The following is a 20,879-nucleotide window of genomic DNA, read 5'->3' as shown; positions in this document are numbered from 1 at the left end:
CTTCCAACGGGCATTACCTTAGATACTGATGGTCATACATTAATTGTTGATGCCACCAATCCCGCATTTAACCATTTGGCCAATGGTCAGTCGCAACAAATCGCTATCACTTATCAAGTAGAAGATGGCCATGGTGGAAGTACGCAACAAACCGCCACGCTTACGATTGCCGGGACAGATGATAAAGCCACACTGGTTTCTAATGTCATTCAGCTCACTGAAACACAAGCGCTGGATAGTGAATTTAAATTCTATAGAGGCCAGCTTCAGCTAATTGACCCTGATAGTGGTGATAACACTCAGTTTGTTTTTAGCGGGAAGTATTTAGGCCAAAGGTTTGAGCCTGGTCACCTTGATGTTTGGCCTAATGGCACTTATCAATTCAGATTAGAAGCTGTTACCAATCGTCATGCGGACGATCTCATTGGTAGCCTACATGCTGGCGAGACGATGGAGCTCCCCTACGAAATCGAAACCAATGATGGTCAAAAGCTCACCATTATGGTGAAGGTGACCGGTGAAGATAACCAAGCAAAAATTGAAGTAACGCCCTACTCCAGCCTCAATAATCATGTTTACGAAGATCACACTTCCTTTGGCAATACCACTAATCAGCTCAGCAGTGGCGGCACGTTACACGTGATTGACCCGGATCACGACCAAGCCGGTTTTATTGCACAAACCATCACCACCGCCGAAGGTGGTCGGTTCAATATCAACGCAAAGGGCCATTGGTCATACGATATTGACAATGATAAAGTCCAACATTTAGGCGCAGGGGAAAGCTTCCAGCAAACCTTTACCGTTGAATCTATTGATGGCAGTGCTAAAAAAGATATCACAGTGACCGTTCATGGCACCAATGATGCGCCAATTGCCTCGGCTGAAGTGCGTTTAGCGAATGGCTTAGAAGATAGCAAAATTGTCCTCACCCCAGCACTGCTACTTGCTAACACAACTGATATCGATGATAACGATATTGGCAAATTATCCATTGAGAACCTACACGCCGACCATGGTTCGATATTAATTAATGGCGATGGCACCTTTACCTTTACGCCAGAAAAAGACTATAACGGCGATGTCCATTTTAGCTATGACGTCAAAGATGCCCACGGTGGTGTGACCCACACCGGTGCATCAACAACACTCTCGGCAGTTGGCGATGCTGCGATCTTCGCCGGAGATAAAAGCGGTCAAATAACAGAAGATCGCCACATACAAGGTGATGCCCAACATACGATATTTGTCACTGGCGTGTTGAATGTTATCGATCCTGATGCCGGTGAAGATCATTTTTACGACACTCGTAATGCCCATGCGATCAGTGATCCCTATGGCGGTCACCTGACCATTGGAAAAGCCGGTGATTGGGCTTATTCGGTTCCCAATGCCAATATTCAACACTTAGCGGCAGGGCAAGTCGAGCAGGTTCAATATGAAGTAACGACTGCTGGCGGTGATAAGCAGGTTATTACCCTCTATGTCCATGGTACTAATGATAAACCAACAGTTTCTGAAGTTATCGCAGGTGCACATAACATTGATGAAGATGCTGCAAATGCGACCTCTGGGCAAATTATTATCAGCGATGTTGATCATAGCGATCAACATTCTGTCAGTATTGATAGCCAACATCAGCCACAGTATGGTTCTGTTACCTATAATAGCAATACACAAACTTGGGTCTACACACTTAATAACAGCAATAGCCATGTTAATGCTTTAAATAATGGTGAACAATTGACCGATAAGTTTTCTCTATTAGTCGATGATGGACACGGGGGCATTACAACTCAAGAAGTTGAAATGCGCATTGATGGACACAGCGATGTTCCACCAATGCCAACCCTAGTTGCCCCTGCAAAAATTACCGGCAGTGCAGGCAATCAGGACCTGCATGCCTCAATCGGAATTCCTCCAATTATTCACCAAGGAACGCCTACGCCAATGACAGGCTGGGGAATATCAGATCACCACGGACACTCTCTCACTGCATTACACGGTCAATTTGGTACTTTGCATGTCAATCCTGCAACCGGAGAGTTGAGTTACGATTACCAACAAACTTCATCAGGCGTCGTTAAGACACATACAGGAGGCTCTTACGGTAGTGGTACAGACGAAACCGACTCGTTTGTTTTAACCCTAGGAGGCGATCAAAACTCACAAATCGCGGTGCACCTACATTTGCACTCGCAATCCGTCCATGGAAACAGCGGACATCACATTGACCAAACCACACTAACTGGCATGGATTTATCGCCAATCGCTCCACCACCTCCTCCAGCACCCGGCATGAGCCAAGCGGATGAACCGGATGCCTCTTTCAGCACCCCTGATGAAGTTACTCTTAATTTTGATGAGGTGACGGCAAACCTAGAACATACAGCGATAGGCGAACACGAACAGCGTTCTGGTGCCCATGCTTACCTAGACGCTCTGGGTATTAATGCTGACTCGCCGTCTATAGATTCACCGTCACACAATGTACCAGTAGCGCATGATATCGATATCATTTTCAGTGATGCCGAGAGTGCTTATGGGGCTGAGCAAACTGACGATGGTATGAGTGATGGGCTGTCTCACCATACCGATAACCCATCTATTGATGATTCTTTACACCATCATAATGACGTTGACGGACTGCCTGACATAGACCCAAATAACTAGAACATCACCCCTTCGGTTAGATAAAAAAAGGAGCACGGCATGTGCTCCTTTTTTATGCAAGCCAGAGTGGAGGACTTTACCTCTCTCCAAACGCCACGCTAACATTGGTATAAATCGGTTTCCATAAGTATTGGAACACCGACTTCTCGCCAGTTGTGATGTCTACTTCACCCGTCATACCCGGCAGTATGGAAAAGCTTTCAGGGTTATCACGGAAGTAAGGCGTATCAACCGACACTACAACTTCATAATAGATCTCGCCACGTTCGCTTTGACTTGTGGTCGGTGAAATACTCTCTACCGCCCCTTTTAAAGCCCCAAAGCGGCTGTAATCAAACGCATCAATCTTGACTCGAGTGGGCTGCCCAACACTCACAAAACCAATATCTCTTGGGGACAAACGTGCTTTGAAGTCAGCGTTCCCTCCGACAGGCACAATTTCAACTACCGTGCCACCCGGCTGAATAACACCACCATCCTGCGTGCTTGGTATGCTTTGCACCAAGCCTTGTAGCGGTGACACTAACATAGTGTTCGTCAATTTAGCTTGGCTTGAACGAACTCTAGCATTCAATGCTGATAAGTCAGATACGGCTTTAGAACGATCATCGCTCACTTTAGCTTTCGCCTCCGCCAGAAGCTGTATGATTTTTTGGTCATTACTGTCAGCTTGTCTAATCAATACCGACTTCTTACCACGAGCTTCTTCGATTTTCTGTTCGATACTGGCCAATTTTTGTCGCATTTCAAGCACACGTAAACGTGAAATGTTACCCGCTTTATAACCCTTCTCCAGTATGTTCAACTCTTGCTTAGTCGCATTTAACTCTTTCTCATAACTCGGCAAGGCCTTTTCTACGCTACGAAGCTGCTCTGCAATTTGCTCGCTCTCTTTCTCAAGCACCACACGCTTTTGGAAGTAGAGGGCTTTTTGCGCGTTCAGCTGCGCTTTTTGCTGGCTGACGATCTCTGGGTAATCGACCTCAAACTCAGCAAGGTTAGGCTCACGTTGCTCAAGCAGCGCATTCATACGTTCCACACTGGCTAGAAGCGTCACTTGTTGGGACTTTAGCTCTTCAAGGGCGGTACGCTGGAAAGTGGCATCAAACTCAACAAGCGGCTGGCCTTTCTCTACCAACTGGCCTTCTTTAACAAGAATTTGCTTTAACTTACCGCCAATCGCACTTTGTAATACTTGCTTCTCGCCTTCCGGAATCACAGCACCTTTGGCTTTGGCGATTTCATCAACTTGAGTGACTACAGACCAAGTGGCAAAAGCAATAACACATAAGGCAACCGACCATGTGGCCAGCGCCAATGTACGAGCCGTATTTTGTGATTCAACAAGCTCACCGTAGCGCTTGCCCTTCTCGATAGATTGTTTAGTCATTAGCGACTCCTTGCTTAGACTCTGATTGTTCTTGTTGGGCTGCATTTTGTTGAGCAGACGCCTCTTGAGTTGACGGCTGTAGCTCTTGAGATAACGGTTGCTCAGATAACTGCGGTTCTTGAGAAGCTTGAGGCTCTGAAGGCTGTTCCTGCTTCGAAGACTGCTCCGGCTCTAATGGACCGGCATAAACCACTGCACCTTCATTTAATACCACCACTTTATCGGCAAGCTTGATTAAATCCGGATCGTGGGACGTGTAAATCACCGTTGCTTTTCCTTTTTTCGACTGCACAAACTCACCAAATATACGTTTAGCATTTGGGTGAGCATCAGGCACAGGATTATCCATTAAGAACATTGGGTAGTCATAAACCAGCGCTTTCGCGTCAATGAGGATCTGCGCGACGCTGCCAGACAACATGTCAAAAAGGCTGTCCGGCTGAATACTGCTGATGGAAGTATCGAGCCCACCTGATAATGTCTCGAACCAACGCTTTCCGCCGACCATTTCAATTGCAGAGATCATTTTCTGATCTTCGACTTTGTGACCGTCGTTTAGCCACTCTCGAATACTCAGCGTAAGCAAATCAGGATATGCGGCTCGAATGAAACACCAGTGGCGATAAAGCTGCGGGTCGTATTGAACGAGGTTAACGCCTTCAAGCTCGACCATGCCATTTTGGATAGGCTGCAAGCCAGACAGCACTTCAATTAATGTTGATTTACCGCTCCCAGAAGGGCCGGTAATCGCGACAACTTCACCGGCTTCAATATCAAAACTCACACCATTCAAAGCGGGGCGACTCTGTTTGGGATAGCGCAGCGTCACTTGGTCTAATTTCAAGTTAGGCGCTACCACGGGTAACGGGTGATGCTGGTAACTGAATTCACGCTCAGACGGCTGAGACAAAATACGGTTAACTTGCAGCTTGGATTGATTAAAGCTATTAAAACGCATCGCGCTGTTTGCCAACACCTGAGCAGGACCCGTCACCTTAGATATCAACATCATTGAAGCAATCAAACCACCGGGCGTCATCACTTGTTCAAAAATAAGTCCTATGCCTAACCCCATCACGGCGAGTGTCGAGCCCACACCAATGAAATAGTAAATCGAGGTGTACCGACTCTGGAGAACCGATTGATTAAAGGTCACTGTTGAAGCAAGAAGATTGGCTTTTTTGAAACGTTGAATCCAGTGCTCTGAGAATCCAGCACTGCGAATAAAGGCAAGCTTGGATGACAGCTCATTAGTCATGTTTTGACGATTCGTACCTGCGACTGTCGATTGCATCGAGCGCTTGCTGCTAGAGCGTATCGAGCGTTTTGCTAGCAAGTAATAAAGGATTAAAGAGACGACTGGAACCAGTACCAACCATCCACCTAAAACTCCTATCGCTAGTACAAAAATTAGAATGAATGGTAGGTCAAATAACGCATTTCCTAATGGCCCCGATAGCACACCTGAAATACGCTCTGACAACATCACTTGGTTTTGCTGACTAGAAGAAGCTGTTTGCTGATTTTGAGCATAGCTATTACGAAGCAGACGCTGCACGAGGGATTGAGAAATCTCACGACTTACTCGGTTGGAAACTGAAGCAAACACTCGGCTACGTAATGTTCTCAACCAACCCATCATCACAAACAACAACGCCGCGCCAATGGCGATACCTTGCAACTCATGCCCTGCATCACCACCAATCACATGGTCATAAATCGACATCGTGATGAAGGGAACAGCAAGCGCAAATAAGTTAGTGATAAAGCTGACCAATAACAATTTAGGAATGATGGGGCGAAACGCATGTAACCTTTCACCAACCCAATCAGGAGAGGCCTTCTCTAATGGTGACCCTTCGATAACAATACAAAACTGAGGGACATCGGTGATGTCGTTATTGGCATTAAAGGCAACAAATTGCTTGGATTCCAAATGACCAGAGACCAGCTCATGTTCACCAAGTACCAGTAAGACCAATTTATGTTCACCAACTTCATCTAGGTTGGCAACCAAGCGATAAGGCAGTGCAAGCCTGTCGAACAAGGCAAACATATCGTCGATTGATTCAATGCCATTTTCATCGACCCATTGATGTGCGAACAACTGGATATTAGCATTAACTTCCAACTGCTTAAGAACGGAAAGGCTCTCGGTTTCTAAATGATTCATCACCTCTTGTCGACCGCTGGTATCTGCACGGTTGTTCGTACCTGAAGGGTTACCAATATCTAAACGATTCATACGACGGTCTCCTGATTGCTCTCGCTGTCGACCGTAATAGCTCGACTTTCCACTGTAATGATTCGATTGGCAAATTCGCGAAGTTTAGAATGGTAGCTCACCATCAGTATCGTCCGTCCTGCCGCCACTTCTTCTTCCAACACCTTCGCTAGGTTTCCAAGGGCATCTAAATCAAGCGAGGAATCTGGCCTTTCTAACATGATAATGGGCTTATCACTTGCCAGTTGAGTCGCGATATTGAGCATTTTCACGTTACCCATACTCAGCAGAGACGCACTCGTATGGCCAATTTGTGTCTCTAGTCCATCGGGTAATCGAGTGATTTCCTTGATTAAACCCAAACGCTTTGCATAGTCACTGGCGCTTTGTGTTTTCTCAGGGTCAAAGCCACACAAGTTGTCGAGAATAGTACCCGACACCAACTGCCCTTTAACGCCACAGTAGGCCGCAATATTGGTTACGGATGCGATTGAAACTGCAGCTCCGTTAATGAAGCACTCCCCCGCTTTTAGATCATCAATACCTGCAATCGACGACAATAAATGACTGTTGGTGTGGCGATCCTCACTCTCTAACAATACCAATTCACCTTTATTCAATGTGACATCCGCATGAGCGAGTTCACCGTATCTTTCAACGGTCGCTTGCTTGATTTCCAACACCTCAAAGTCAGATAAGTGGTTCTCAGCTTGCTCAGAATCTGAAGATTCCGATAGTGACAAGTCACTCAATTTTTCTATTGCCTGATTGGCACTGTGTATTGAATTAAGCTTGATTCGAACTCCCACTAAAGCACTTAAAGGTGCAACCGCTCTGCCCGATAAGATAGAACATGCCGCCAATCCACCTGTGGTTAACTGGCCATCCAACACCCATAAGCTGCCCGTGATCACCAGTAAAACTGACGTAGCTAGTGCAGCAAGCTGAATACATTCTTGGGCGAAGGCGTTCTGTTCTTCTTCTCTCGCTTTAGACTGAGAGCGAACATTATTGAGGGATTTAAACTGATTAAAGATTCGAGACTCAACGGCCTGGCGTTTGATTCCCTGAATGGTTTGGCTTAGCAAAATCAAAAACGCTTTTCGCTCCTGCTCATCTTGGGAAGCCTCTTCACTTAAGCTTTTAACACGAATAGAAGATAACCAAACGATTCCAAGAGTAATCAGCCAAACTGCCAAAGGTATCGCCACCAGCTCACCGCCGATGTAAGCCACCAAGCCCAAGAAGATCAAGGCAAAAGGCAAATCAATAAAGCCTGCAATCACACCACCGGAATACCAATCTTTGACTTTTGATACTGAGCCCAGCCCCTCTTCCACGCCGCCAACACCAATGTGGCGAAGATGTCCTGATGAAGCCGTTGTTACTCTTTCAACCAAGGTTTGATAGGTCGCTTTCTCGGTATTGCTGGCCGCGGCTGACAAAAGCCAAGTACGCACAAACCGGATCAATGCTTCCATGGCAACAGCCAACGCTGCACCCGCCAACAACAAAGTGGCAGTACCGTAACTTTGGTTAGGTAAAATACGATCGTAAATTTGTAAAACCGTTAACGGAACGGCGAGAGAGAGAAGATTTATGAGTAAAGAAGGCAGTAGGACTTTCCCCACCACCCCTTTGTTTTTCATTGAACTTGCGGGCATACACAATCCTTATCCATGCTTATGAAATAAGATTGGTACACCATGTTGAGTATTGCAAGGTAACGGACTGATTTAACGTGTTTTTCAATATAAATATGACACAGATCTTTCTACAAAAATCTGTGGCTATACCCGTACCTTAAAAACGCTCGTTACAAGTGCTCCTTACAAACAATTGTCGTAATCCGTTATCGCCTGCTTTAACTTTGAAAAGTCTGAGTTACATAAATACGGTTTCAGCGCTTCAAATTTATCTGAGGGCCACTCGTATATTTTGAATGACATGAGTTCGTCAATAACGGACTCATCAAAGCGGTATTTGACGACTTTAGCTGGAGAACCACCGACAATGCTGTATGGAGCGACGTCTTTAGTCACCACACTATTCGCTGCAACCACAGCGCCTTCGCCAATCGTCACACCGGGCATCACCATCGCTCTCATGCCTAACCACACCCCATCTTCAATGTGAGTGTCACCTTTGCCAATGTAGGCATCGTCGATTACATCCATAAATGGATACAGCGAAAACCAATCAACTCTGTGGGTATGGTTGCCACCCATTAAAATCACAACCTCTGCGCCAATGCAGACATAATCGCCGATATGGAGTTCGTCGATTTCCCATCGAGGCTCCCACTGGCGGCTGACTTCGTCGCCATGTAAATAACGGACGACAGATTGCTCGAACCCATTATCCCAGCAATCGCTGTAATAACTGTGTTGACCTTTTACGTGAATATTGGGGTTGGTTACGACTTCATGCAGCAACTCGAATTTGGACCAATGCTTCTTTTGCATTTTTACCTCTGAATGATCTATTAAGTTTTATTCGTTAACTATCAAAATGTTCGACGATGCAAATCCAAGGTGCACAAACTAACGCCCTATAAACACAGGGTTCACTGGGATGAATAGTGAGTATCACGCTTAAATCATAGCAATATCGCTAAAACTAAAGAGACGTCAGTGGATTCGAGGTTGCTTAAGAAGAGGAAGTAGTTTCAAAGTTTGCTCAGTTTTTATCGATAACTTGGTTGGATAATTTACAGGCGTAGTGTAACTGTTTAGTCGCGCCAATTTGACAGGAAGATGTGAGTAATAAGGTTTCAAATTTCGTTTCGTGGAATACGGAATGAACAAGAGCCTGCGCGATTACACAGGCTCAAACTTAGACTCAGCTATAAACTTCGGAGCTCGCTTGGAGCTGGGCTCAGCGACTACATGCGTGCAAGCTGTACTTTTCTGTCTTTATTCACCACGCAGAAGTTACCGCGCTTAGTACGACACTTAGAGCATCGTTCGCATTCAACAGGGCTTCTATCCCCTTCCTTCCAACGCTTCACTAAATGGGGTTCAGAAAGCAGCGGTCTTGAAAGCGCGAAGTACTCAATGCCCGTGTTGTTTGCAATCGCTTCGATAGCATCAAAATCCGTTAGACCACCAACCGTGATCACTGGGATATTAACGTCTTGGCTAATCGCGTGACCATACTCATGGAAGTAGCCTTCAGCTTGAATGGTAAAACCATCGTGCGACTCGCCAATCATAGTGTCTGCTTTGCCATGAATATTGCCTGACACGACAATGCCATCCACACCCACTTGTTCAAGCTTTTTACAGACAATACGTGTTTCCTCAAAGGTGACGCCACCTTCAAAAAACTCGGATGCCGTGAGCTTAACCAAGATAGGGAAATCATCACCCACCAGCTTACGTGTCGCGGTATAGATCTCTAACAAAAATCTCATGCGGTTTTCTAAGCTACCGCCGTATTCATCTTCACGTTGGTTGTAATAAGGGCTTAGAAATTGGTTAATCAGGTAAGTGTGAGCGGCATGAATTTCAACGCCATCAAAGCCTGACTTCTGTGCTCTCAAAGACGCTTGAGCAAACGCATCAACAATGTAGTCGATCTCGTCTTTGGTCATCGCTTTGCCTAGAGTTTGAGTTCCTTTTTCTGGAACCTCACTTGGTGCGTAGATTACTCGCTCGCCAAGGTCATGCGTGGTTTTGGTGCCACCATAAGCCAACTGCATCACGATTTTAGAGTCGTTGTCGTGCACCAGTTGAGTCAGCTTTTGATACTCTTCAATGAATGAGTCGTTATACATACCCATCATGCCTGCATTCGGCTTTTCTTCTTCAACAATGTTCGCGTAGCCCGTCACGATCAGGCCGACTTCACCTTGAGCCAACTCTTCATAGATAGCGTACAGTTTATCTGTCATATGCCCATCTTCGGTGGCCATATTTTCCCACGTTGCACTTCTCATGAAGCGATTCTTTAGTGTCATCTTGCCAATGTGGGTTTCTGTAAACAAAGTGCTCAAGTGTCTTCCTCTCAAAATCGTGTTACGCAAGTTACCCATTAAGCATGGGCACTGATTCAGGCGGATACTACAGAGAATAAGGCAGCGAAAACTTAATCTAGATTAAGAGAGCGGCACTCTCATGTGAGAAAGATATAGAAAGCATCAAAAAGAGATAAAAAAGATTGGAGAAATGGTAACAAAAGAAAGTCGCTAAGTTTTAATAAGCGACTTTGTTCAATTTAATCTGGACTAAGTCAATGGTTCTTACGAGAGGTGTCCACCTGCGAATTTCTGCCTGCTAACAGTTATTTGAACTCATAGGTGTAAGACGCGCCAACACTGTTATTTTCACCGAAATCGTCCTCAGCAAAAATAGTGAAGAAGTTGAATGATTGAGCGTCACTCAACTTGTAGCTAGCACCGACGCCTGCCCAATACCCTGAATAATCATCAGACCCCATTGAACCGCCACCGAAGCCCATGATAGACCATTCATCAGTAATCGTTTTTAAACCAAACGCACCAATGTAGCCACCGTGTGTTGAGCTCGACATCAATACATAGTCAGAACCAACATTATCATCATCGAAAACCGCTACTTCGCCGTCATTATAGCTGTAACCAGCCATAGGGAAGATTTGCCAACCGAACGGCTCAATATCGAAATAGCTCAGTGGTATAAATGTGCCAATACTGTAGTTGTTCTTATAAGCATCGTTGTCATATTCAGAACGGCTAAAGTTGAAGTTAACAATACCCATAGGCAACAGCCATGAGCCGCCTATTCGCCATTCTTCGCCATCTGCGTTAACACGAGCATTGATCATTCGTGCTTCATCAAGCCCAATAGACCCAGAGAACTGCAGATCTTCGTTATAAGCAACGCCAGCTTTGGTTACGATTTTAGTCGGATCATCAGGGTGCTTCTCTTCAGCAAAAGCACCCGTTGAAAATAAAGACACTAAAGTAATGATTAGTAGATTACGTAATGTCATTAGAAGGTCGCGCTAACACCAACAAAGTGGATACGGCCATCGAACGAACCATTCAACAGATTAACTTGACCAAATCGACCATATCGATCCATCTCAACTGAACCCAAATCAGCGTATTCATAGAACACATCAATTAAGATGTCGTCCCAGTAGGTAGATGCGCCAACTGAGTAGCGGTACTGTTCACCCACAGGAAGGTCAACCCATTGCATTGACGGATCGTCTTGCGGAGAAGTTTCGTAAGAGAAGCCAGCTTTCAAACGCCAGTCTGAATTCAATTGATAATCCGCACCTACCGCAAATTTCCAAACGTCATCCCAGTCACGCTCAATCGGAACACCATTAATTGGACTTCCTGCTATTCCAAAATCAAGAACGGTTGTATCCCATTCACTCCAACGGTGGAACTGAATACTAGCAAGCAGGTCAAGTTGAGAGTTCAAAGCATAGCTCGCACTGACATCGATGATTTCAGGTAAAGCAATATCAGTTGATAATGAATTCAATACGCCTTGGTTAATAACGCCATTTACATCATTGTTAAACTCATGCTCTAGCTTAGAACGGTAACTTGCGCCCAGCTTAAGTTTATCTGTCGGTGTGTACATTACGCCAAGGTTATAGCCGTATGCCCAGTCAGTATCTTGCTTCGCAGTAAGCATTGACGTTGTTTGTTGGAATGCAGCCCAACTGAATTGCACACCCGCGCCTACTGACCATTGGTCATTCAGCTTATAACTCAGTGATGGGTTCACTTGCATTGCAGTAAGAGTGATATCTTCTAGAAGTGCAGCACCCGCCCAATCACTGCCGTAATCAAGGCTAGAGCCGCCAACAGCGCCAAGCGCGATACCAAGGTGTAATTTGTCTGTGACTTGATGAGCGTGGAAGGCACCAAATGACGGCATTACGGAATGAGCTTTACCATCTGGATTACCACCGTTATCTTGATACTTCATTTCAAGATCGAATGCCATGGTGTTGATGGTCGTTTTGCTTTCGCCCATGTGAGACATAGTGGCAGGGTTTGTCCACATCGCCGCTGCAGATCGAGTGTAAACACCATCACCAGCGCCAGTAGTACCAGCGTTGGCAACGACAGCTTCTTGCAAAAACAGGCCACTTGCGAATGCATTTAAGCTCGTAAAAATTGCAGTGGCAGCTAGAGAGTAAGTAAAAGTTTTGTTCATCAGAGCGCTCATTTAGCCTTAGACATTAAATTGCTCTAAGGTTACCGCAAAGCTCAATAAACAAAGGGAATATCCATTATTCCTGTACAAGCGCTATTTAAACTTTCTGGCGACGTAAGGGCGTGGTTTGTCTCGATGAATTTCACGTTGAGCAGCAATCGCCCTGTTCTTACCTAACCCAACCTTTATCTGATACCAAGTTTCGCAGAATACAGCCATGCCCGGGCTTGACCACCAAGTCTTGTTGTAGAGCTTCTTGTTAGCAGCGACGACATCTGGCGACCGATTCGCACACTCAAGTGCCAACGCATAGGCTTCAGCGTAAGGATCTTCGGCAATCTTGGTCACCAACCCATATTCTTTAGCGGTTTCACAGTCGATCACTTTGGCCGTCATCGCCATTTCAAGGGTGTGATCTTTACGCATCAGCTCTCTAAAAGCGATAGCGCCTCCCATGTCTGGAATCAGACCCCACTTTGCTTCCAATATAGAGAAGTTCGCATCCGGGCTAGCAATTCTAAAATCACCCCCACTGACCAATTGCAGGCCGCCTCCCCAACAACGACCATGAATCGCAAAAATGACAGGGCATGGAATATCTCGCCAACCCAATGAAAAGCGTTGTGCAGCGTTAGGCAATGTCGGTAGCCATTTAAACAAGAGCTTCATCGCCCCAGATTTACTGGTTAATAGGGACTTAACATCAAGCCCTGAACAAAAATCAGAACCCTCACCTTTTACTATTACGGCACGAATCTCGGTGTTCTTTTTCAGCTGAGTCACCATGTTATTCACGCCTTGAAACATTGCCATATCAATAGCATTGAGCTTATCGGGTCGATTCAACACAACCGTCGCAATTTGGTTTTCATCGATAGAACAAGTAATACGATCGAGGTTTGGCATGGTGGCTACCTTATCAGTGGTCAGACCTTTAGGTTATACATTTTATTAACATATGCCAAACTTGCACATTAAGAAGCGAGACCTGTGTTGCTTAACGTCTTTCCCTTTACACAAACGACATCAACAAAAAAGCAGTGATGGATCGCTCCATTCACTGCTTTTCATCCGTAGCTTTTATCGCCAATGGCTTTGATTGCCAGTAGCTTTGATTAGCAATGGCTTTCGGTCATGAGCAAAACCTATGTTCTTCGAGATTTCAGTAGCAAGAAGATAAAGTAGCTGCCAGCAATAATGGAAACTAACGTCCCTGCCGCAAGCTGCGCTCGGAACACTACCACTTGCCCTAAGCAGTCAGAAAATAGCATATATTCTGGTAACTTAAACCAAAGCGCTGAACATTAAAAAGGCCATTGAAATTCATCATTTCAATGGCCTTCTCGTTCCTACTAGCCAGGCAGCTAGCTAATTACCTAAGCAACTAACTGAGCTGAGACTCTCTCGCTTCTTGGCTACTGAAACCACGCAAAATGTTAAACAGGGTAATCAATGTGAACAGCATGATAACGAGCGATAAATGCCACGCTTCCCCTAACCCTAACTGAACCAGGCTCATACTCACAATTGAAGACACCACCATCTGCCCGCCACCAGACATCGCAGCCGCCGCGCCAGCGTTCTTCTTATAAGGCAACATCACTAACGCCTGAGCACAAGGTAACGCAATACCATTACCAAGGATCATCAAGAACTGGCCAAGCATGAGATACAAAGGTTCGAGTGGACAGAAGAACAGCCACAAGGCCGCAGCAACGTGCAATACAGGTGTGCATAACAGAGTTTTCTTGTTACCCAGCATAGGGCGAATACGGTTACATAAGCCTGTTCCGCCAAGCATGCCTAATGCTGGAATCACCGCCCACATCGCGTATTCATCTGACGTCATACCAATCTGGTTTTGCATGATAAATGGCATCACCGACACAGTGGTGATCATCAAGCTAAAGTTAAGCCAACCGATACTCGCAAAGCTCATAAAATAACGAGAAGTGAGTAGCTCTTTATATTGAGAAACCATTTTATTCGGTGAAGGGATCGCCGAAACCTGAGTGACAGTTTCTTTAAACTTGAACGCCAATACACCCCAAGCCAATGAGACATAGCCAAGTAGTGAGATGAACACCATGCTCCAACCGAAGTGGAAGTTAATGAATCCACCGATAACGGGCGCGATCAAAGGTGTTATAGACGCAACCATAGCAATGTAAGACATCGCCAAAGGCAAGTCTGCCCCACTGAATCTGTCTCGCGTAGAAGCACGAGCAAGTACCGCGCAACAACCGGTTCCTATGCCTTGCAGGAATCGCCCCATCACCATGCTAGTAAACGAATGGCTGAAGAAGATGATCATCAATAACCCAAGCATGGCAATCAACAAACCGCTTAGCAGTACCTTCTTGCGTCCCAAAGCATCGGAAATAGGGCCATAAATAAACTGGGAAGGGCCAAAGCCTAATAAATACACACTCACCAAAAGCTGGGCTTGCTCTAGCGAGACATCAAAATCTTTTGCGATCCAAGGCAAAGAAGGAAACACCAAGCCCATACTGAGCTGGCCGATACTGATGACCAAACACGCAAGTAAGATCGATTTAAAATCAAATCCACGACTCATCGTTTAATAGGTCCGTTCGAAGAAAAATCGTGCGTATCTAACTCACAACATAAAAACTGAGAAAATAGCGAAAATGCTGCTGGTGAGTTGTTCATAATGCTCCGACGGGATCAAATAGAGAAAGGCACAGTAAACATACGTGAGCTTGTATAATCATACAATAGGCGTTCAACTAAATATGTGAATAGTCACTTTTCAGCAACCTCGGCTTTCCGCCAATCGGTCACAAGCGCTAGACTAACACTAGATGCTCATAATCAAGGGATTTCAATGAACACTCATCACCGTATTTTTTCATGTGCTTTGGCGCTGCTTGCCTCTGGTCATATAACGTCAGCCTTTGCATGGCAGGCAGAGAAGATCACCGACGGACTCGTGATCCCTTGGGGGCTGGCTTATGTCAACGATAAGTCCATGTTAGTCACAGAAAAATCAGGCGTCATTAAACATGTCGATTTAAAAACAGGCGATCAAAACACACTGTTCAGGCTGCCCAATGTATGGGCGAAAGGCCAAGGTGGATTATTGGATATCGCACTCTCCCCTTTTGAAAACGGAAAGTTCTACGTCACTTACAGTAAAGACGTCGATAGTGAAGGCGTAACGACACTGGCTTCTGCTAATTACAGCAATAATGAAGTAACCAATTGGACAGATGTGTTTGTATCTAAATCTAGAACGGACACCGGACGTCACTTTGGTAGCCGTATCACCTTTGATGATAGCCACCTGTATTTTTCAATCGGCGACCGTGGTGATCGAGACAACGGCCAAGACACCATGACTCACGCCGGATCAATATTACGACTGAATGCCGATGGAAGCACACCAAGCGATAACCCATTCACGGATAACAACAAAGTGCTCAATGAAATTTGGAGCTTTGGCCATCGTAATCCACAAGGTCTGTATTACGATTTCCCGACTCAAAAGCTTTGGTCGATTGAACACGGCCCTCGCGGTGGTGATGAAATTAACCTAATAAAAGCGGGTGCCAACTATGGGTGGCCTGTCACCTCACACGGAAAAGAGTATTGGGGCCCTATCGGCGTTGGCGAATCGGAAACCAAAGATGGTATTGAAGCGCCAAAAAAAGTCTATGTTCCTTCAATCGCTCCGGGCAGTTTGATTGTTTACCAAGGAGACAAATACCCAGAGCTGAAAGGCAAACTGCTGGCTGGCGCACTAAAACTTACTCACATCAATATTGTGACAGTCAATGAACAAGGTGAGGCAATCGAGGAAGAACGCATTTTAGAGGACTTGGGCGAAAGGATAAGAGACATCGAAACTTCACCAAACGGAGACATCTTCTTCAGCACTGATAATGGCAACCTGTACCGCTTGAAAAAGTAGCCGAGACCTCGTTCAAGTAAAGGCACTTACCTTACAACGACATTTATAAATATAAGCCGTTAAAAGTGGGCTCAACGCCCAGTTAGCGGCTTTAAATTTGCAAAAATGAATGCGCTAAAACAGTGCATTTACTCCAAATTCGTCATCAATTTCGACCACCTTTTTCACAAAAACTACAACAAATCACCATACAACTGTAACTCCATGATATTTAAGGAATGCAAAGTTTGACTACCCCCAAGTTTCTGCAACCTTTCCCTATGTATTCGATTGACTATCCCCTGATTTGATTTAGACTCGTTCCCGGCTAGAAAGAAAGTTCTTTGTATATAAACATTTCGTTGGATTACTAGTAACCCCGTTGTGTTGTACGCAATAGCAATAAACTTTTCCGCGCTATCAGTGCCACAATTGGCTCAAAATAAAAATTTAATTTTAGGATATCATCATGTCTAACACAGTTACTGGTACAGTAAAATGGTTCAACGAAACTAAAGGCTTCGGCTTCATTCAACAAGAAAACGGCCCAGACGTATTCGCACACTTCTCTGCTATCACTGGCGACGGTTTCAAAACTCTTGCTGAAGGCCAAAAAGTTGAGTTCGTAGTATCTCAAGGTCAAAAAGGCCCACAAGCTGACAGCATCAAAGTACTTTAATTTAGTATTTTAAAGCTTTCTAAAAATAGCCAGCCTCTGCTGGCTATTTTTTTACCCGCTATTCAGAGATTTAAGGTAATATTCCCCTTCACTATTTCTACCTAAGACACCCTCTCAATGGCTCTTAAACCGACAATCTACAAGTTTCACTAAAATACGCCACTCCCCGCCCTACCTAGCAATAGCCACATACACCATTATTTTCAAACACTTAATGCAAACACAAGCTAGAAGAACTTCAATAAACTGCTATAATCTCTGAACCTTGGTACACCTTTTGTACCCCTCAAACCACCCTTTTGGTACACCTCAGAGGCACACGTTCATGGCATCTTATAGTATTGAAAAGCGAACTCTAGCGAGCGGTGAATCTCGCTACAAAGCCACAGTTACCGTAAAACATCGAAGCAAAATTGCTCAACGTTTTTCCAAAACTCATAAGAAGAAAACGCTCGCTACTGCCTGGGCAAAAAATGAAGTCCGAAAGATAGACGAAGGTGAAACTCAAGACCGTTCTGTACCCATTGGCCAGCTGCTAGACATGTTCATTGAAAACAAAAATCTCTGGGACAATACTGGCCGATCTAAACAAACCGTATTAAAAATGCTCCGTGATTGTGACATAGCAAAAATCTATTCCGATGAGCTAACGACTAAAGACTTAATTGAGCATTGCCAAAATAGATGCAGTACGGGAACCAAGCCCTCTACCGTTTATTCCGACATCTATTTTTTACGTTCGGTATTCAAACGAGCTAACCCTGTGTTCAACGTTGCCGCGAACGTGAACACATTCTTAGAAGCAACACCCATTCTGTATGAAATGAAGCTCATCGGTAAATCAGAGAAACGAACAAGGCGCCCTACCACCGATGAAATAGACCTGTTAAAAGAAGCACTAGAAGAACGTGAGCAACGTAGAGAAAACAAAATCCCCTACTCTATACTTTTAGACTTCAGTATCCTGAGCTGTATGAGGGTAAGCGAAGTGTGTGGTATTCGATGGGAGGACTTAAACGAAGAACTTAAAACAGTGATCGTACGCGACCGAAAAGACCCACGTAAGAAAGAAGGCAACCACATGGTCGTTCCTCTACTTGGTGAAGCGTTTGATATTGTAATGAGGCAAGAGCGTAAAGGTGAGTTGATATTTCCATATAACCCACGCTCGGTTGGCCGAGGCTTCGTTGAAGTGTGTCAAAAGGTTGGGATTGATAACCTGCGCTATCATGACCTACGCCGTGAAGGTGCAAGCCGTTTGTTCGAGAAAGGCTTTACGATTGAGGAAGTTGCTCAGGTAACTGGTCATAGGAACCTAAATACCTTGTGGCAGGTTTATACCCAATTGTTCCCGCATAAATTACACGACCGTAAAATATAAAAGTGATTAATGGTTTGTAGTGAATATAAAAATATTGACTCGAAGGGACCTATTTGTGCTCACAAATAGAATCCCTTCCCAGTGGTGAACAAAAGCTATTCAACCTATCAAGGTCCTGGACATAAACGCGTTAGAGTTCAGGGTCTAACGTGCTCTATCTAGATTAGAATAAGTATCTTGAAACCTTAAACGCTTGTTAGCAGAATTATATTGGCGCATGATCCATTCTGTTCGATTCAGATGTTTTGTAACCCATGCTTGAGATTCCCTTTTCGGTTGCGGGTACTTGAGTCTTGCAACAACACCAGCATAAAAACTTAAATCATAAGATTTAGGGGTTAATTGGTCACATAGCGAGACCACACCTTGCATATGCGTACCGAAAAAAGCAATGGACAGGTAACTCTCTGCAATTTGAAGCTTAGTAAGCCTTAAACAAACTAAATGAGAAAGTAATTGCTCAAGCAACTTCCTTTTCAAAGTTCTTTCATAGCGCCCAATAACGGTGCGTACAAACTGTTGTTCAATAGTACTAGCTCCCTGGAGTTGACCTCTTGCAATAGACAAAATTGCTCTAAAAACCCCAATGTAATCTACACCTAAATGGCTTTGACCTCGTTTATCTTCGCCAAAGTAAAGGCATTGAATTAGTCTTTTTGAATACGTTTTATTATTTTTACGAGCGGCATTAATGCATTGTTTGTAATAAAGCCGCACGTTTCCAAAGTTAAACAAGTAGCATAAGATCGCTACAGCAATCATCGGGAGCGACAATAACAAATACACTAGTTTTAAAACGGTTCTCTTTGCCAACTAGAAGCCCCTTCTTGATCTGCGACAAACGAGCAGAATTTACCACCCAACCAACCGCTTTTCAACTGTCAATGTGAAATAGTTAGTTGACTCGCGACCAGTACCTTGTTCACTAATATGAATATGAACTCTGTCTTTGCTAAAATAGTTTTTCTCATATGCACCAGTCAATTTACCCCGAGAACGATTTTTTCCGACGTATTCACGTTCACCTGTACTAGATTTTTCATAGATTTTTTCAACAGAACCGTATAGGTGATTACCTTCTCGCCAAACAACACAAACGTAACGCAATTCCATACCTTCATATGGGTTGTATGCTGTTTTTTCCGTAATCATATTGAAGTGCCACTTGCCCGTTACATCAGCAACGCCAAAGCATTTTTCACGCAACCAAAAGAAGAATACGGCTAAAACAATACCACCAACAATTGTAGAAGCTGTCCCAACCAAAAAACTTTCTAAAATGTTCATATTTCCCCCATTTAGCTAACGCTTTTCATACGGCCTTTAGCCGATTTTGATACTCCTATAATGCAGCCTTTACAATCACAGTTCAATTAGTAATCAATAACTTAATTAGAGGTATTGGGATTAGATTGCAATATGACGAGTAAACTATTTCGGTGAGAAGGAATGGAGCAGATCTGAGTTAGCTGGCACTTTTTGAGAAAAGTGCCACGAGTAAAATGTCAGGTCTATGAAGACTCTGGACAAAGCCGTGTCAGTGACTTCGCTAAATTAGTCTTTCACTGATTACTTGAGTTAAAGCAGAGCCTCGAGCTTAGTGACCAAATTTGCTCATTCATTACATCAATGACGTTCTAGTGCAATTGTATTCACTGACTTGCTATCTCCAAACCTAATTTCATACGTGTTATCTTTTTGTTCATTGTTATAGTCTTCACAGTGCTGAATTGCCTGCAATGCAGCGTCACTTAATTTTTCATGAAAATCGTCATTTGTATCTACAGGAATGTTAGAGAAGAACTCACCAATAGCTTCACTTCCAAACTTATTACCAATGACTTCTATTAAATGAGAAAATGCAATTAGGTCTTCTATGTTGTATGCACATTGTAATGCGTTCATCCACGTATTTCTGTAGCGTTCATCTGAAAATGCTGAAAGCAAGTAGCTAATGCATGCTCTATTATAGTCTTGAGCATCAACAAACTTTTGAGCTAATGAATACCAGCATTCTGGGCATATAGCATTTGTCTTGGCTATGTATTCTATGATTTCGTCTTCGTTAGCATTTTCGATGAACTTAGTAGTGGCAACTTTACCGATTTGTTGTTTCTTTATGCCTAAATCATTCACTAGTAGATCAAGAGTCCAATTTTTTAGGCACCAGATAGAGTTTCTTACTTTAAGTTTCGGAATGTAGGTGTCGAGCAAATCAGATGCCTCCTCAAAACGTCCGCAGAAGATTAAGCTATCTGCCAGTAAAACTGCATTCTCTGCTGTATCTTCGATGTCGGTAGCGGCTGTATAGAACTTGGAGGCAATTGTATACTTGCTTGCGCTGAATAATAACCCAGCGACTTCTTTCAGCCAGTAAGCCCTTTTTTTGTAATCTGGGTTGGCTTTGTTTCCTAATTGGATCTCAGATAGAAACGGCCAGTATGGGTGATTATTA

General features: G+C 44.3%; 15 protein-coding genes and 1 pseudogene. 4 read left to right on the top strand and 12 right to left on the bottom strand.

Annotation, left to right across the window (positions count from 1 at the left end; all coding sequences use genetic code 11):
- On the top strand, window positions 1–2,673 hold a 2,673-nt coding region (locus tag AB6E52_RS18235; RefSeq protein WP_372189969.1), incomplete at its 5' end, for a VCBS domain-containing protein.
- 76 nt (window positions 2,674–2,749) lie between these two features.
- Here the strand turns inward: AB6E52_RS18235 and AB6E52_RS18230 are convergent.
- From AB6E52_RS18230 to AB6E52_RS18190, 9 genes are all read right to left on the bottom strand, one after another.
- Window positions 2,750–4,063, bottom strand: a complete 1,314-nt coding sequence (locus AB6E52_RS18230) for an HlyD family type I secretion periplasmic adaptor subunit (protein ID WP_017061737.1) — start codon at window positions 4,061–4,063, stop codon at window positions 2,750–2,752.
- Window positions 4,056–6,308, bottom strand: coding sequence for an ABC transporter transmembrane domain-containing protein (locus AB6E52_RS18225; protein ID WP_102320574.1), 2,253 nt, complete (start codon window positions 6,306–6,308; stop codon window positions 4,056–4,058). The genes AB6E52_RS18230 and AB6E52_RS18225 overlap by 8 nt, the downstream gene beginning before the upstream one ends.
- Window positions 6,305–7,951: an ABC transporter ATP-binding protein gene (locus AB6E52_RS18220; protein ID WP_102320575.1), complete on the bottom strand. Its 1,647-nt coding sequence runs from the start codon at window positions 7,949–7,951 to the stop codon at window positions 6,305–6,307. The genes AB6E52_RS18225 and AB6E52_RS18220 overlap by 4 nt, the downstream gene beginning before the upstream one ends.
- Window positions 7,952–8,116: 165 nt before the next feature.
- Window positions 8,117–8,752 carry a CatB-related O-acetyltransferase gene (locus AB6E52_RS18215; RefSeq protein WP_017061734.1) on the bottom strand — a complete coding sequence of 212 codons (636 nt, stop codon included), beginning with the start codon at window positions 8,750–8,752 and terminating at the stop codon, window positions 8,117–8,119.
- A 419-nt stretch (window positions 8,753–9,171) separates the two neighbouring features.
- Window positions 9,172–10,284, bottom strand: coding sequence for an NADH:flavin oxidoreductase (locus AB6E52_RS18210; RefSeq protein ID WP_032546839.1), 1,113 nt, complete (start codon window positions 10,282–10,284; stop codon window positions 9,172–9,174).
- A gap of 287 nt (window positions 10,285–10,571) precedes the next feature.
- Window positions 10,572–11,261: a hypothetical protein gene (locus tag AB6E52_RS18205; RefSeq protein ID WP_102320576.1), complete on the bottom strand. Its 690-nt coding sequence runs from the start codon at window positions 11,259–11,261 to the stop codon at window positions 10,572–10,574.
- Window positions 11,261–12,451 (bottom strand): OmpP1/FadL family transporter, encoded by a 1,191-nt coding sequence (locus AB6E52_RS18200; protein ID WP_017064441.1) that lies wholly within the window; start codon window positions 12,449–12,451, stop codon window positions 11,261–11,263. Before AB6E52_RS18200 ends, AB6E52_RS18205 begins: the two co-directional genes overlap by 1 nt.
- 93 nt (window positions 12,452–12,544) lie before the next feature.
- Window positions 12,545–13,357 carry a crotonase/enoyl-CoA hydratase family protein gene (locus AB6E52_RS18195; protein ID WP_017064440.1) on the bottom strand — a complete coding sequence of 271 codons (813 nt, stop codon included), beginning with the start codon at window positions 13,355–13,357 and terminating at the stop codon, window positions 12,545–12,547.
- Between the two features lie 478 nt (window positions 13,358–13,835).
- A complete protein-coding gene (locus AB6E52_RS18190; RefSeq protein ID WP_102320577.1) occupies window positions 13,836–15,029 on the bottom strand; it encodes a multidrug effflux MFS transporter in 1,194 nt (397 codons plus the stop codon).
- A gap of 270 nt (window positions 15,030–15,299) precedes the next feature.
- Between AB6E52_RS18190 and AB6E52_RS18185 the strand changes: the two genes are divergently transcribed.
- From AB6E52_RS18185 to AB6E52_RS18175, 3 genes are all read left to right on the top strand, one after another.
- Entirely contained in the window at window positions 15,300–16,385 is a 1,086-nt protein-coding gene (locus AB6E52_RS18185; protein ID WP_102320578.1) for a PQQ-dependent sugar dehydrogenase, read from the top strand.
- 448 nt (window positions 16,386–16,833) lie between these two features.
- Window positions 16,834–17,043 carry a cold-shock protein gene (locus AB6E52_RS18180; protein WP_010430417.1) on the top strand — a complete coding sequence of 70 codons (210 nt, stop codon included), beginning with the start codon at window positions 16,834–16,836 and terminating at the stop codon, window positions 17,041–17,043.
- A 325-nt stretch (window positions 17,044–17,368) separates the two neighbouring features.
- The gene (locus AB6E52_RS18175; RefSeq protein WP_102320579.1) at window positions 17,369–18,424 is read left to right on the top strand and encodes a site-specific integrase; all 1,056 of its coding nucleotides are present in this window, start codon (window positions 17,369–17,371) and stop codon (window positions 18,422–18,424) included.
- Window positions 18,425–18,568: 144 nt separating this feature from the next.
- On the opposite strand, the gene AB6E52_RS18170 is transcribed toward AB6E52_RS18175, so the two are convergent.
- The 3 genes and pseudogenes from AB6E52_RS18170 to AB6E52_RS18160 form a co-directional block, all read right to left on the bottom strand.
- Window positions 18,569–19,237, bottom strand: coding sequence for a transglycosylase domain-containing protein (locus AB6E52_RS18170; protein WP_102320580.1), 669 nt, complete (start codon window positions 19,235–19,237; stop codon window positions 18,569–18,571).
- Between the two features lie 39 nt (window positions 19,238–19,276).
- Window positions 19,277–19,711: a hypothetical protein gene (locus tag AB6E52_RS18165; RefSeq protein ID WP_198594322.1), complete on the bottom strand. Its 435-nt coding sequence runs from the start codon at window positions 19,709–19,711 to the stop codon at window positions 19,277–19,279.
- A gap of 339 nt (window positions 19,712–20,050) precedes the next feature.
- Window positions 20,051–20,879: pseudogene (locus AB6E52_RS18160) on the bottom strand (hypothetical protein); the annotation flags it as partial.

It is taken from the genome of Vibrio sp. 10N.247.311.13, from assembly GCF_041467595.1.
In the GTDB taxonomy this organism is placed as follows: Bacteria; Pseudomonadota; Gammaproteobacteria; order Enterobacterales; family Vibrionaceae; genus Vibrio; species Vibrio crassostreae_C.
This window is presented reverse-complemented; position numbering and strand designations above follow the sequence as displayed.

Bases quoted from the DNA above. Each gene is read 5' to 3' on its own strand.
- AB6E52_RS18205 (WP_102320576.1), bottom strand. From the start codon at position 11,261: ATGACATTACGTAATCTACTAATCATTACTTTAGTGTCTTTATTTTCA.
- AB6E52_RS18190 (WP_102320577.1), bottom strand. From the start codon at position 15,029: ATGAGTCGTGGATTTGATTTTAAATCGATCTTACTTGCGTGTTTGGTC.
- AB6E52_RS18185 (WP_102320578.1), top strand. From the start codon at position 15,300: ATGAACACTCATCACCGTATTTTTTCATGTGCTTTGGCGCTGCTTGCC.
- AB6E52_RS18195 (WP_017064440.1), bottom strand. From the start codon at position 13,357: ATGCCAAACCTCGATCGTATTACTTGTTCTATCGATGAAAACCAAATT.
- AB6E52_RS18180 (WP_010430417.1), top strand. From the start codon at position 16,834: ATGTCTAACACAGTTACTGGTACAGTAAAATGGTTCAACGAAACTAAA.
- AB6E52_RS18165 (WP_198594322.1), bottom strand. From the start codon at position 19,711: ATGAACATTTTAGAAAGTTTTTTGGTTGGGACAGCTTCTACAATTGTT.
- AB6E52_RS18215 (WP_017061734.1), bottom strand. From the start codon at position 8,752: ATGCAAAAGAAGCATTGGTCCAAATTCGAGTTGCTGCATGAAGTCGTA.
- AB6E52_RS18175 (WP_102320579.1), top strand. From the start codon at position 17,369: ATGGCATCTTATAGTATTGAAAAGCGAACTCTAGCGAGCGGTGAATCT.
- AB6E52_RS18225 (WP_102320574.1), bottom strand. From the start codon at position 6,308: ATGAATCGTTTAGATATTGGTAACCCTTCAGGTACGAACAACCGTGCA.
- AB6E52_RS18230 (WP_017061737.1), bottom strand. From the start codon at position 4,063: ATGACTAAACAATCTATCGAGAAGGGCAAGCGCTACGGTGAGCTTGTT.
- AB6E52_RS18200 (WP_017064441.1), bottom strand. From the start codon at position 12,451: ATGAACAAAACTTTTACTTACTCTCTAGCTGCCACTGCAATTTTTACG.
- AB6E52_RS18220 (WP_102320575.1), bottom strand. From the start codon at position 7,951: ATGCCCGCAAGTTCAATGAAAAACAAAGGGGTGGTGGGGAAAGTCCTA.